Source organism: Ruegeria sp. BG3, assembly GCF_056538485.1.
The window spans coordinates 213,743-227,620 of the sequence record NZ_JBQFTE010000008.1 but is presented as its reverse complement, the minus strand read 5'-3'; the positions used below and the strand labels follow the sequence as shown (position 1 = coordinate 227,620).

12 protein-coding genes are annotated in these 13,878 nt (G+C 54.6%); 7 read left to right on the top strand and 5 right to left on the bottom strand.

What is annotated here, in order from left to right:
• Nucleotides 1-107: 107 nt before the first annotated feature.
• From ACR0AI_RS14365 to ACR0AI_RS14350, 4 genes are all read right to left on the bottom strand, one after another.
• Nucleotides 108-704 carry a TetR/AcrR family transcriptional regulator gene (locus ACR0AI_RS14365; RefSeq protein WP_480674999.1) on the bottom strand — a complete coding sequence of 199 codons (597 nt, stop codon included), beginning with the start codon at nucleotides 702-704 and terminating at the stop codon, nucleotides 108-110.
• Between the two features lie 502 nt (nucleotides 705-1,206).
• Nucleotides 1,207-1,572: a GtrA family protein gene (locus ACR0AI_RS14360; RefSeq protein WP_480674997.1), complete on the bottom strand. Its 366-nt coding sequence runs from the start codon at nucleotides 1,570-1,572 to the stop codon at nucleotides 1,207-1,209.
• Entirely contained in the window at nucleotides 1,569-2,576 is a 1,008-nt protein-coding gene (locus ACR0AI_RS14355) for a glycosyltransferase family 2 protein (RefSeq protein WP_480674995.1), read from the bottom strand. The genes ACR0AI_RS14360 and ACR0AI_RS14355 overlap by 4 nt, the downstream gene beginning before the upstream one ends.
• Nucleotides 2,573-3,991, bottom strand: coding sequence for an ArnT family glycosyltransferase (locus ACR0AI_RS14350; RefSeq protein ID WP_480674993.1), 1,419 nt, complete (start codon nucleotides 3,989-3,991; stop codon nucleotides 2,573-2,575). The genes ACR0AI_RS14355 and ACR0AI_RS14350 overlap by 4 nt, the downstream gene beginning before the upstream one ends.
• A 244-nt stretch (nucleotides 3,992-4,235) precedes the next feature.
• On the opposite strand from ACR0AI_RS14350, the gene ACR0AI_RS14345 reads away from it, so the two are divergent.
• From ACR0AI_RS14345 to ACR0AI_RS14320, 6 genes are all read left to right on the top strand, one after another.
• Nucleotides 4,236-4,907: a response regulator transcription factor gene (locus ACR0AI_RS14345; protein ID WP_480674991.1), complete on the top strand. Its 672-nt coding sequence runs from the start codon at nucleotides 4,236-4,238 to the stop codon at nucleotides 4,905-4,907.
• A 1-nt stretch (nucleotide 4,908) separates the two neighbouring features.
• The gene (locus ACR0AI_RS14340) at nucleotides 4,909-6,297 is read left to right on the top strand and encodes a sensor histidine kinase (protein WP_480674989.1); all 1,389 of its coding nucleotides are present in this window, start codon (nucleotides 4,909-4,911) and stop codon (nucleotides 6,295-6,297) included.
• Nucleotides 6,298-6,481: 184 nt separating this feature from the next.
• Nucleotides 6,482-7,957 carry a multicopper oxidase domain-containing protein gene (locus ACR0AI_RS14335; RefSeq protein ID WP_480674987.1) on the top strand — a complete coding sequence of 492 codons (1,476 nt, stop codon included), beginning with the start codon at nucleotides 6,482-6,484 and terminating at the stop codon, nucleotides 7,955-7,957.
• 114 nt (nucleotides 7,958-8,071) lie between these two features.
• Complete coding sequence (locus ACR0AI_RS14330) at nucleotides 8,072-8,941, top strand: glycosyltransferase family 25 protein (protein ID WP_480701370.1); 870 nt, start codon at nucleotides 8,072-8,074, stop codon at nucleotides 8,939-8,941.
• A gap of 164 nt (nucleotides 8,942-9,105) precedes the next feature.
• Nucleotides 9,106-9,492 carry a PepSY domain-containing protein gene (locus ACR0AI_RS14325; RefSeq protein WP_480674983.1) on the top strand — a complete coding sequence of 129 codons (387 nt, stop codon included), beginning with the start codon at nucleotides 9,106-9,108 and terminating at the stop codon, nucleotides 9,490-9,492.
• A gap of 89 nt (nucleotides 9,493-9,581) precedes the next feature.
• Nucleotides 9,582-10,088 (top strand): GlcG/HbpS family heme-binding protein, encoded by a 507-nt coding sequence (locus ACR0AI_RS14320; RefSeq protein ID WP_480674981.1) that lies wholly within the window; start codon nucleotides 9,582-9,584, stop codon nucleotides 10,086-10,088.
• A gap of 364 nt (nucleotides 10,089-10,452) precedes the next feature.
• On the opposite strand, the gene ACR0AI_RS14315 is transcribed toward ACR0AI_RS14320, so the two are convergent.
• Nucleotides 10,453-13,458: a hypothetical protein gene (locus ACR0AI_RS14315; RefSeq protein WP_480674979.1), complete on the bottom strand. Its 3,006-nt coding sequence runs from the start codon at nucleotides 13,456-13,458 to the stop codon at nucleotides 10,453-10,455.
• On the opposite strand from ACR0AI_RS14315, the gene ACR0AI_RS14310 reads away from it, so the two are divergent.
• Nucleotides 13,429-13,878, top strand: coding sequence for a hypothetical protein (locus tag ACR0AI_RS14310; protein WP_480674977.1), 450 nt, complete (start codon nucleotides 13,429-13,431; stop codon nucleotides 13,876-13,878). The two genes, ACR0AI_RS14315 and ACR0AI_RS14310, sit on opposite strands and share 30 nt — an antisense overlap.

Sequence of the window (13,878 nt, the reverse complement as noted above, 5' to 3'; positions counted from 1 at the left end):
CTTCTTTGGTTTGCTTTTATAAGATTATTTTGTACTATTTGGTCCAAAATTAGGTTTGCGGTTTTCTGCCAAGTTTTTTTACTTTCAAACCATTAAGTTAGGTGAAACTAAGGTGATATCACCAACCGAGCTTGTTTCAGAGTTTGCGATATCTGCTCCGCGGGAACACCCGCCTTGCGTAAAGCTAATGTACCGATTGCAAGGGAGGCAAAGGCTCGCGCCTTGTCGAGGGCCTGTTCCGGATCCGCAGGCTCAATCGCTCTCGCAATAATCTCGTCAATACTCTCCAAATGATGTCGCCCGAGAGCCGAGACTTCCTCATCATGAGGAGCAAGCTCCGTAAGGCAGTTGATCAGCATGCAGCCGTCACGACCGCCTTGCGGGTTCGCCAAAGCTTCCATTATTGCACCAACGGGGTCATCTCCGCCCGTGTCCGCGACCTCACGCAGAGTTTTCAAACCACGCCTGGAATAGTGGCTGAGGGCTTTGTGAAACAAAGCTCGTTTGTTGCCGAAAGTTCCATAGAAGCTGGACCTGCTCAAACCCATGGCCTTGGTCAAATCGTCCAAAGATGCGGTCTCATATCCCTTGTGCCAAAAAACGCACAGGGCTTTTTCCAAAGCCTCGGCTTCATCAAAGCCACGAGGCCGACCCGGGCCAACAGGCGAATTGTTGTCGCCAACTATCAGAGTATCTTCGCTCATGGCTTAGATTTGGAATGGTCGGTCCAGAAATTCAAGGGACCCGTCGAGGATTCTGGATTAATCAGTCCGGATTGCAACCAACGACACTAGTTTCGTAGGCTAGTAGGGATACCGGACCCGCCCGGCGCTCTCGCTAAACATCTGTAGGTTCGGGCATAACTTTGTACTGCAGCGTACACGATTTAGGGAAAACTCCACGTTACTCCCCCCCCAAAAAATGCACTCGGATTCAGCGTAACTCTGTACTCCAAATTTCAGGGGTTGTTTCGCTTTCCGCCAACTTTCAAGGTCGGCGAAAGAGGCGAACGATCCAAAGCTGTCGTTCGCTCACCCTTTCTATGCTTCGCGGCAGCATTCTGAATACAGACTTCAAACCAAAGCACAAAGAAACGACGCCGCCTCCATCCGTGCTAAACCAATTTGGTTGTCAACAGCGTCACGGCAGCCCACTAAATCAGTCTGCGACCTTGTCTCGATCGAAAATCGACCTATCATCCCACGATCAAAATGCCCAATTTCGGCTTAGAAAGAAGGACAGTGTACCAGCAAGAACAATAGCCAAAAAGAGGGCAGGTTCAGCTGAAGTTTTCCCGATCGACTCTGCGGCGATCAGTATCCCGCCATTTAGCGTGTAACCCGTCACCGCGACTACAAAATATCGCGACAGTGCCATCAGGATTGAGGCAGACTTCTCAGCAAAGGTGAACAAGAAGTGCGCAGTGAACCCGAACAAAAAGGCGCCGCAAAACGCCAGAGTATTCGCAACGTGAAGTGTAACGCCGCGGCGGAAAAGGAAAAGGGCGAGCGCTATATGCACCAGTGTGGCCATGACTCCAACCACTCCAAACCGGCAGACTTGAGTTATCATGGCGATCCGTCCAGATTGGGGCTGAAATCTTCCGCAACGATAAAACCCGGTCGGCCTTTCACTTCACCGAAGACCCTTGATACGTATTCGCCGAGAATGCCTACAGAAACCAGTTGTACGCCTCCGAGAAGGAATATCGCGGCAGCGAGTGTCGACCATCCTGGGACGTCGATACCGAACACAAGGGTGCGGACTGCGATCCATGCACAATAGAGAAGGGACAATGCCGCAATAGAAAATCCGACTAGGGTCCACATTCTCAGCGGCCAAGTTGTGAAGGACGTTAGTCCCGTCAGGGCGAGACGCATCAGTCCAACGAAACGGAACTTCGATGTTCCATGCATACGGGGCTCAAGCTCGATCCGGATTTCTTTGGTGTGAAATCCAACCCACCCATACAGTCCTTTCATGAAACAGTTGCTTTCGGATAGATCGCAAAGCGCATCGACTACCCGTCGGTCCATCAATCGAAAATCTCGCGAGTCCGGAGGGATGGTTATATCGGCACCAAAGTTCAACAATTTGTAGAAAAGCCGTATGAAAAGCCGTTTGGATCTGGGCTCATCCGCGCGATGGGCGCGACTCGCATAGACCATCTCAAAGCCATCTTCATGAGCCTTCCACATGTCGTTCAAACAAGATAAGGGCTCTTTCAGGTCGGCGTCTACGATCACAACAACCTTTCCGCGGCTGGCCCTCAGGCCCGCCATGATGGCCTGTTCCTTCCCGAAGTTCCGTGAAAGCCGCAAAACGCGCAGTGGATAGTCGACAGCCAAAGCCTTGGCGCGTGACAGTGTAGAGTCCGTGCTGCCGTCATCGACAAGGATTACCTCATAGCTTTCGACCAAGCGTATGACGTGGGCGTGCACCTGAACAATTGCTTCGTCGATGTTTCCCTCTTCGTTATGTGCCGGAATAACGATAGTCAGAGCCGGTCTCGGCGCTTTCCACAGATTGAAATCTTCGGCCAAGCGATAAGACGACGCAATACGCTCTTGTTTCATGTTCGACCCCCCACATTGGGAAACTCGACAAACAGATGCCTGCGACCGATGCGCCCGAGGTTTTGAAACCGGCTTCCGAATAGATGCTTGATCTCGGGTAGGTCATAAGGATCCACGGCCAAAGCATCAGGTATCGCGTTGGACAGCATGTGCTCAATTGCAACCGGGTCCTCTGTCGTGCGCACTGCTCCTGCGGAATAGAACTCAGCGGAATAGCTGCGGCTGCCCCAATAGGTCATTTGCATCTTAGGTGACATTGCGACGGCCTGTTCGATCAGTTCTTTTTCTGACCGCAAATTCAAGCGCTCAGGAATTGCAAGAATTGCAAGCGAAAGGCACAGATAGACGACACCGCTGATAACCAACGCACCCATAAAGGCGGTGCACATAGCTCCATTTTCCCATGCCCCGTCTTTCGTCCAAAGCGAAACCAAGAGCAAAGCAGCAGCTGGAAACGCGGGCAGCGTATAGGCGGGTAGAATGTTGGCCGCCGGTGTGAACAGGATCAACGGTGAAAGACACCAAATCAGAAGATAACTTTGCCAGCCTCTGTCATCCTTTCGAAACTGTCGCGACGTTTGTTGTGGCCGAATTAGAAGCGCGGCTGCAAAAAAGCTCCACGGCAAGAACGCCCCCAACGCGAAGACCCAGATCATCCCTTTAGGTTCGGCATGTCCATTGCCGTAAAGGTCACCCTGCCATCCCGAGACCAGAAAGCGCTCAAAATGCTCTCCGATCAGGAAATATCGCAGGTATCCCGGCGTCGCGGCCTCGGCAGCCAGATACCAAGGCAGAGACAGCACAATCGTCAGCAAAAGACCGATGCGCCACGGCAATCGTTTCAGAATGGACCAACGGTTGCCAATCAGCAGCCAAAGGAAGATTGGGACACCTGTCAAAACAATCGCAACAGGTCCCTTCGCCAGCAGCCCCACAGCCAGACCGAAGAAAAACAAATATCCCCAGCCAATGCGGTCGGGCGTAGTCACAAAGACAAAAAAACCGGCCATACAGAGCGTGGTTCCCAGAACAAGCGCCATATCCGTCATCACAAAGGCAGACGCCCCGAAAAACAAAAGCGATGAAGCTAGAACGGTAACCGCGATCAGAGCCTGATCGGCGCCGTGTCGAAATCTCATCAGCAAATAAGTCACAGCCAAAGTAGCCATGCTCAGCAACAGGATCGGAAATCGCGCACCGAAATGACCAACTCCAAGAATTTTCATCCCAAGCGCCGACACCCATGTATGCAAGGGAGGCTTCGCCCAGAACGGAACGCCATAGTCAAATTGAGGCGTTATCCAGTTCCCGGTCTCCAACATCTTACGGGCGATCTCGGCGTATCTGGCTTCGGTGGTGTCCGTGATAGGAAGCCAGAAGATCAGCAAAACGCGGATGACCAGAAAACCAGCCAAGCAACTGAACAACACGTTTCGATGAGACGTTTTGAGTCTGAATGTATGAAGGAGCGCAGGCCGAACGCTGTTAGCCTGAAAGCTGGGGTCGATTGTAACCATGGGTCCATCCTGTGAGTGCAGGGACCGACTAAGGTTCTCGAAATCCTCGGATCATGGGCGCAACTATACAATTTGGTAATGTGCTGGCAGGCGAGGGTGGGAATCCAATAGAGTGGTCAAAACCAATTTGCGGGCCCTAGCTATGCGCGTACTTATTGTCGAAGATGATGCCGAGACGGCGGAATACATCAGCTCTAGCTTGAGTGCGCTGGGGCACACCTACGAAGTCGCGTCTGATGGTAAACAGGCTTTCTTGCAGGCTCTGGACAGCGATTTCGATGTGATGATCGTTGACCGAATGCTTCCCAAGCTAGACGGGCTGGCGCTGGTCAAGTCCATTCGCAATGCAGATGTCAAAACGCCCATCATCTTCCTTAGTGCCATGAACGACCTTCATGACCGTATCGATGGGTTGGAAGCCGGTGCAGACGACTATCTGGTCAAACCTTTTGCGTTCTCGGAACTGTCGGCGCGGCTGATGGCGCTGACGCGGCGCCCGCCGATGCAATCCGAGCCGACCACACTCAGGGTCGCCGATCTTGAGGTGAATCTGATCGCACATACGGTCACACGCGCGGGACAAGAGATCGCAATACAACCCCGGGAATACCGTCTGCTCGTTCACCTGATGCGTAACGAAGGTCGGGTTGTGACGCGCACGATGTTGCTGGAAGCAGTTTGGGATTTCCATTTCGACCCAAAGACCAACGTGGTCGAGACTCATATCAGCCGCCTGCGACAGAAGATCGACAAACCATTCGTCAAAGATCTGATCCACACGGTCCGTGGCTTTGGCTACAGCCTGCACGCCTGAAATGAAAAAACCCTGGTCCGGCCTTCGCAGCACATCGACGAAACTGTCCCTGCAGTTTGCATTGCTCTATTCGGTGCTAGTGGCGTTGATGTTTTTCGGGGCCTATCGTCTGTCGATCTACGAAATCCGGGATCGTACATTTCATCAGATACATGCAGATGCCGAAACTTTGAAGGGTGTTTATGCCGACCACGGTGCAGACCGATTGACCGAGCACGTCAAGGCACTGCAAACAGTGAACTTCGAAAACTCACGGATATTTCTGCTGCTAGATGAGAACGGTCGAACTGTCTCCGGAAACATCTCGGAAATGGACCTAGCTGCGGTGAACGGAAACGAAGTGCAGTTCGTCCCAGTTGATGACATTAAAATCGACGGCGCGCATGAAGATGAGGTCACTGGCTACTGGCTCACCCAGACCCGTATTGGCCCGTTTGAATTCATTCAAGGGACTGGCGATCATGTCGGCAGCGAGGTGGTCGAGGCGTTGGGCTCCGCACTGCTCATTGGGTCTATACTAGCGATTGCCGCCGGCTTGCTGGCCGGAGTCTGGGTCGGCAAAATAACCGAAAAGCGCATTGTCGGTATCTCAAACACACTGGACCGCGTTTCAACCGGTGACCTACACGCACGTATCCCGATCTCGGACGGTGCCAGAGATGATTTGAGTCGGGTCTCGGAAAGTGTCAATGCTACGCTCGGTCGGCTGGAAACCCTGTTGGAAACTCAACAGCAAATTTCCAATGACATCGCCCACGATCTGCGCACACCCCTGCAGCGATTGCGCCAGCGGCTGGAGCGGCTGCAGGGCCAGTCACAGCCTGCCCCATCCGAAGCCGGGGCGGCTCTGGCAGAGGTAGAAGACATCATCGCGACGTTCAATGCCTTGCTTAGGATCGCGCAAGTCGAGGCCGGAGACTTGCGTGCAAAGTTTGAAAAAGTGGACCTCGACGCGATTGCTGAGACGGTGTTCGAAGTCTTTGAGCCTTCGGCAGAAAACCAGAACCAGACACTGCGCCTAACACATTCAACATCTACAGCGCTGGTGCTCGGGGACCGGGCGTTGTTATTGCAGCTTGCGTCGAACTTGCTTGAAAACGCCCTGCGCCATTGTCCGGCGGGCACTACGATAGATGTTGCCGTCGATGCAAGCGATGGAAATGCGACGCTATCCGTTTCGGATGACGGTCCAGGTATCCCTGTCGAGGACCACGAGCGTGTTTTCAGACGCTTTTTCAGAGGCGACAAAAGCCGCAGCAGCGCGGGCCACGGTTTAGGGCTTGCAACGGCAAAGGCCATTGCAACCCTGCACGAAGCCGATGTTACGCTGAGCAATAACGAACCGGGCCTGGAAGTTAGTATCGAATTCCGCAGCCTCAAAGCTGCTTAGCACCATCCTTCTGCGCAAAACTCGGATCAAGCCCTATGTCAACATTACCAAACGGTAATGTTCCAGAAATCTTCCGGGCAGCCGAGATTCTGTTTGTGTCACAAGCGGCGCAGGTAGGCTTACCTCATTCCTCCATGCGCATGCTGGGGCCAAGGCGGTCCCTAGGCACTCAACGGAGAAGAAGGTGAACAGACGTAATTTCTTGGCAGCGGCAAGCTCCGCCGCATTGCTTCCTTTGTCGGGCGCAGCGAAGGCGCAGGCCACGCCTCGTCCTTTGCCGATCATCCCGATTACCGATGTGACAGGTGGGATCGACGACAGGATCAAATTGGATCTGCTGTATGGGATGCATGACTTTGGCACGGGTGCCGGCAGTTCCACGTTCGGGATCAACCATCATTACCTTGGCCCGGTGCTGCGGGCGAAACAGGGGCAAACGCTCCCTTTCGAGATCACGAACCGGATTCATGAGGTCACGACCTTGCATTGGCACGGGTTGCACATACCGGGCGACGTGGATGGCGGACCGCATCAGGAAATCGAACCCGAACAAGCCTGGTCTCCGGATGTGCTAATCACACAAGCCGCCTCGATGAATTGGTTCCATTCCCACATGCATGGCAAAACCGCGCGTCAGACCTATACAGGTTTGGCTGGCGTTCTCTTGATCGAGGATGACGCCAGCCTGTCCGCCGATCTTCCCAGCACATACGGCGTGGATGATTTTACGCTGATCCTGCAAGACAAGATGTTCAACGGCTCTGGCCAAATGGATTATGTCCTGACCGGTGAAGTGTTCGAAGAAGGCTTCACCGGCAACACTTTGGTTGTGAACGGAGCAATCGCGCCGGTGGCTCACACCGTACCGCAGGGTTTGGTACGTCTACGCATTCTGAACGCCTGCAATGCGCGGTTTCTGACCTTGTCCCTTCAAACCGGGCCGCTGACCGTGATCGCGTCAGATGGCGGCTTTCTGGCCTCGGCGGTCCAGACGGACAGCATCCTAATGTCACCAGGTGAACGCTATGAAGTTCTGATCGATACGAGAGCTGCCGACACCAATGCACTAATAGTGAGTTTCGGTGAGGACGAGGGGCTGCTAGGGATACTTGGTTCGGTTTTTGGCGGCGGTGGCACCTCAATCCCTGCTTTGATTCTGAACCGGCGCGCGGAAGTGGGGTTCACTGGGTCGTTGCCCGACAGGCTCGCCAACTTGCTCCCGGCGGATCCAAGGGCTGCGGCAGTCACCAGATCCTTTCACCTAAATATGGGCGGGAGCGAGGAACTGGCAACCCTAGCCGCCCTTTGGGGCAACGTATGTGGCGATGGCGGCATGGGGATCAACGGTCAACCCATGAACATGGATCGTATTGATGAGCGGGTTCGCAAGGGAGACACCGAGATCTGGCGTATCGCCTCAGATGACCAACTGCATCCCTTCCACATCCACGGATGTTCTTTCCGCATCCTGACGCAGAATGGTGCGGAACCACCCTCCTACGCACAGGGTTGGAAGGACATGGTGCATGTCGAAAACGAGTGGTCCGAGGTGCTGGTCCGGTTCGACCATCCAGCAACGGATAACGCGCCATACATGTACCATTGCCACATTCTGGAACACGAGGATTGCGGGATGATGGGGCAGTTCACTGTTGGCTAGCATCGACATCAAAAAGAATGTGTTCGGCTTGTCTTTCATCGTCTTTTCCCAATCCAGCGGTAGGTCTGCCGAAAACCACTCATTCGTTGTTAGATTCCGCTGGGAAAGCCCAATATGCGAATACTCGTGATCAATACGCCGAACAAAGCCTCGCGGCGGGCGTTTCAACAGGCGCAAGCCAAGCGGCTGGGCTTGGAGCTGGAATTTATCAACGCTGTGTCTGTCGACGATTTGCCAGCACGTGTCTTGCAGAACGCAGCCAACGATTGGACCAGAGGGATCCGGGCGCAAGATGTGGCGTGCACCTTCTCGCACTGGCGCGCATGGGAAATCGTTTCAGAGCAGACGGAACAGGTTTGCGTCCTTGAAGACGATGTATTGCTCTCTGAACGTTTCAAAGGCGTTCTCGACTATATCGAGAGGCGTCGAGATGATTGGAGCTGTGTCTATGATCTTGAATTTGCGAACTATAAGCACAACCTCAGCCGATCTCCGGTTTGGCGAAACGCCGGTCTGAAGGTTGCAGCGCATCGCATCTTCAAAAACAAACGCGGCGCCGCGGCCTATGTTCTGGGACAAAAGGCCGCTCAGAGGTTGCTTCGCGAAGCAAACGGCTATCGCATGCTAGAAGCCTTTCTGTGGACTAGACGCTGGATGCGTCAATTGCAGATTGAACCCTGTCAGGCTGTGCAGCTTGACGTTTTCGATCCACATGCAAGCTTTGGTAAGCAAGATAAACAACACCGAACAACCAAGATTTTTCGTAACACGTCTTGGATTGCCGCCAAGCTAAAACGGCTCGCACTTTCGGTTGAAGAACTCCCGCTTGTGGTACCTGGTTTGGCATTTGGACAGCGCAGGTCACTTCGCATCTGCCGCGATGATTACCTGCCGCCTGAAAACACGGCAACGGATTCAGTGAAGCATGCCAAAAGCGCGTCAGCTCTGAAAAGAGAAAGGCCGGAGGTACCTGAGGCGACCTGAACACGAGACCTTCCTTCGTTTTCACCTGTGGTCAAATACAGCCCTCAGGAACTCTTGAACCTAACCAAACTGTCATCTTCAGGCAAAGTCGCAGACAGCACGGCTCCCTAAATTGGTGTTGCAAGCGGAATGCAACGCTTTGCAGGAAACAAGGAAAATCACGCATGAAAAATGGAGCGGTTTTAACGGCAAGCGCGGTGGCGTTTGGTCTGCTATGCACGGCAAGCAGCGCCCAATTGGCGGCCGACCAGGCACCTCTGGCGTCTTCGCTGACATTTAACGAGGCCATTGCGATCGCACTTGAAGAGCAGCCCGGCACAATCGCAGAAATCGCGCTGGAGCGCTCCAATGGTGACGTTGTGATCGACATCGAAGTCATCAACGACACCGGAGACGAAATCGAATTCCACCTTGATCCAGAGACTGGTGAGATCCTCTCCTCCTGGACCGACAATGACCCCAGCGATGACCCCGGTGAAACAGACGACGAAGATCCCGACGGTCAAGGTCCGGACGTCTTCAAAGGCCTTCTCAGTCAACGAAGTCGTTGACCGCGTATCGTGTGAAGCTGGTCCGCAGCGGCCTGATCCCAGCACGAAACAACTGCAATCCTTGCAACCTCCCTGAAAAGGACACCAAAATGAATGTGTTTACCCAAGCCCTCTGCGCGTCTTCTGCTTTGCTGACCAGCGCTGTGTACGCCGATCCTTATGTGGAAATGAGCATCCCACTCGAATGGGCGCAGACTGCCGCCACGGTTGCGTCCCAGACCTGCGCAGATATGGGGTTTGCCACAACGGTCACCGTTGTGGACCAACGCGCGCAGCCGCGTGTCCAACTGATGCGCGAAGGCGCGTTTCCACACACCATCCACACCAGCAGCCGCAAGGCAATCACGGCTGCGTCACGCCGCGAAGCGACCTCGGTGATTGAGGCCGAAAATGAGCATGAGCCCACGTTGGGTGCGGTCTTCAATGAAATCGGCCTGATTACCCTTTCGGGAGGCATCCCGATCGTCTACGAAGGCGCCGTCATCGGCGGCATCGGAATTGCGGGGTCTCCGGGCGAGGATGCAAATGGCAAGGAATTCGACGACATCTGTGCCGAAGCAGGTATTGCGGCAATCAGAGAACATCTGAAACCGTAGCGAATTTGAGCTCGAACTGAGGGGCGTCTTCGGGTACCTCTCCCTCAAACAACAACGCCAAAGTTAGCTTTTGACACGGCTGGAGACTTTGGCTCAACTGCAGCAAATCGCTTCTCGCTACGGCCTCCTTGAGTAATAACGCCCAATTCCAGAGCTTTGATGCCGGCACAGACGCAGCGCCGCTGCTTTCTGAAAACAGAAAACGGACGAGCGCGTTTTAGACGTAAAAGGATCGGGCCAACCCGCCGGCGTTCTGATCCGCGCGACGGAATCCATAGAGGGCCAACGCTTGCAAAGCTTCAGGCGTCAGCTCTGTATGCGATCATTGGAGCATTACGTTTTGCAGCACATCAAAAGTGGTCCACTAGCGGGCACCTGTAGAAAACTTGACGGCTACCGGGTTCGCACCTTTTGCGCGCAATTCCGCCACATGCTCACCCGGTTTGAGTGCGTCGACCCAGGCATCCAGATCTTTCGCGACCTTTTTACCGTCCAGATACCATTCAACAGATTTTACTGCGGTTCGCCCTGTGAATGTGCCCCAGAGGTGTAGCGGTCGGTCTGCACGCACCACCTGACCCTCCAAGGGATGAATGATGGCAAGCTCTGGCGGGACCGCGGGCAGTTTAACTGGATTGGTGTCGGCCGTCGCGGTGGAATAGCCGTCATGCGCCAGAACCCTGATCCTAACTTTGTCGGCAGGGATAATGGCTGGGTCGATCTCGCCAGAGTTGCCCGTCACGCCAACTGTCAGGCCGTTCCAACGTTCGCCATCAGCGGACCATTGCAGCCAGATATCAGGGGCATAGCCTCGTTTGGCTCCATTCGTTTTCCAGGAGACCTTGAGACCAGATTTGCCAATACTGGCTTCGGCCGATGCTAGTTGAATGGGCCGCGCCGGGCGTTTGCGTTCCCATAGGGTCGTATCGCCCTGGCAAATTCGAATTGCAGTTCCGAGGTCGACATCACCCATTGCCGCAATAAAGTTGTAGGGCGGTTCAGCCGGATCCTTTTTGCCGCCTCCGCCGCAACCGCAGCCATCACCATTGGCGTCGTGCGTATCCATAGTGAAGACGGGCGCAGATGAGATCACCTCGTCATTGTCTGCGAGCAATTGGATGACAAGATCAGTGCGCGCGCCAGACATCCTCAGGGGTCGCGTTGGGACTCGCACGAGGCTTGCGACCGATGCTTGCATGTCTTTGTCAACCGCCCCGACAATCGTCACGAATGGACGTATTTGGTCTTGTCGGTCGACTTCCATGTCACCTGCCCCTGTCGCATTGCCGCCAGAGACGCCCGTTGCCAGTGCAACCGGGTCAAATTCGGCGCGGTTCAGCATGTAGTTATGAGTAAAGATCGAAACCCAACGCGGGCCGCAATAGCCCATCAGATCCTCGCTGTTTGCCGGTCGGTGTATGGTCCCGTCATTTGTGTCGAGACCGTATTCACCAATGCTCGCATCTGAATAGACTGTATTGCCGCTGGAATTGGTTGTTGTCATACCGGTATCGTAGGGCTCGTACAGCGGATAGCTCGCGTTTGGTGTGCCAACCGCACCGCATGGGGCATGCGGCAAGCCCGCCTGATGGCCCAATTCATGCGCGAGCGTGACCGGATTGTTGGACAGGCCAGCACCGTTGCCGCCGCTAGCACATCCTGTATTGCCATGCGAACGCGGGATCGCCGCATTCACCAAACCATAGTAAAGCCAGTCGCCCTGATTGCCGTCATTCGTGCGCGCATTGGCCACGAAATTCAGGATTGGTGTCCAGTTGGGATCGCATCCGCCTGCCGGGAACATATTGTTTGTCAGCCCCTGCGTTGTGGTCTGACTGTCGATGATCCGCACGTTGGGTGTACTGCCCACAGGGAAGACCCGAAGCGCAAAACTGGTGTCCGCGGCCACCTGTGCTGCGTTAGGTGCTGGCAACGTAATATTTGCTCCGCCGCCCATTGGCGGGCCTTGATAGCCGATCGTTACGGCTGCAACGCGCAACTCTTGCTCAAGGTCGACATCGACAAGCTGTTGGGCTGTGTCACTACCGCCATAGCAATCATCCGGCGAAGAGACGGTGATCGAAAGACGCAATAGCCCTGTCATAACATTGGCCGGGATGATGAAGTTCAGAGTCGCATCGATATCGCGCCGCTCTGCGTCATAGCTGGAAAAACTATCCTGGGCCGTCATTGGGGCATTGAACGGAGGGATATTGGCCACCGTGGACCAAGCTCCGCCGACCCGGCGTTCCACTTGAAGGGTACCGCCGACATTGCCGAGCTGCCCGTTGTCGAAACTCGGATCCTGTCCGCTACGCAAATATGTCCGAACCCAAGCCGATTTATTGGCCACCAGTTGCAACGAGTTGTCTGGGCCCCGATCGGCGGGATCCGTCAGATGCTGGGCGGCACGGTAATACTGAATCGCCTGCGTTACTTCTATCCCGTCGATGGACAGGTCCGGCGGGTTCTGGAAAACGAGGTCCAGACCCTGACTGACGGTAGCTGGTTTGCATAGCCCGGTCGCGACGATTTCGACACGTACCTTTGTCGTCTGATTGAAATCGGTTTGATCAAAGTCCCAACGCCCCAGATCAGGGGCCGGTGCAATCTGTGCAATAACAGCACCGGTCTCGGTGTTCACGATGCGAACTGTCACAGTGTCTGCGGCACAAACTTTCCAGCGGATTTTGAGGACCTCGCCAGGCAACAGACAGTCGTCATCTTGATGCCCTTTGACGATGAACTTGAGGATATCAGCGCTTGTGCCTTCGAACTCAGCCAACATCTTTCCGCTTATGCGGTAGTCCAGAAAACGATCACAGACGTTGATGGTCTGAGCAGGCGGGATGATCGTCAATCCGCACCCCGCACTGGTGGGCACGACCACGCAGATGCGTTTGTCCGACCACGAGGTCGGCTCCACGATCGGGCCGGGATTCATCGTTCCATGCTGAGTGAACTGCACTTTCCCAGCAATATCGCCGAAGCCGCATCCGCAAATAGCGACAGTATCACCGGGGCAAGCACGCTCGGGGTTGATCTCGGTCACGGTGTAACAGTCGATACTGCACCAGTTCCGATAGGCATCTGTGATGCAATCCAAAATGGGCTGGCGGACACAAAGGTGACAGCTAGGCACCTGACCGCAGTGGGCCTGATCGGTGCAGATACACAGCACGTATGCCAACAGATCAACAAAGTGCCGCTCTGAATGAGGCTTTTTGCAGATCAGGTTGACGGCTGCTTCGTGTAGCGCGGTTAACACTTGGAAACGACATAGTTGCTCCAACAACGCGCCGACATATTTGACCATTGTTGGTCGGTGACCGCAGGACACATGCATCGCAGCGAAAACCATCAGGCTCATGTCTTCGTCGGCAATCAGGGATTTTCCCGTCGGGCAGACATGGTCGGAACAGCAGGCGGACTCATTTTTGGATTTGACCGGTTTGCAGTCGTCGTTATTGCAATCTTCGTCAAAAATATCCTGCAACACGCTGCCAGCATCCTCGCCGGACGCGCCATTGCAGCCGCAACCCATTGGCGACGTGGCGCAAAGGGCATTGAGCACATCCACAAATCGCCCCTTGGCAGCAATATTTCCCTTCAGAACATGCCATGCGTCATCAAGTGCATTGCCGAAGATCGCAAGCGTTGGGCGAACGCATTCAGAGAGGTCCACGCGCTTTCGCTGCAACCGCCCGGCATCCACGAGCTCGAGTGCTTCCTCTATGTCATCCAAGATACTGTCTGGCAAAAACGGCTTGTCGGGTGCAACCCAGCTTAA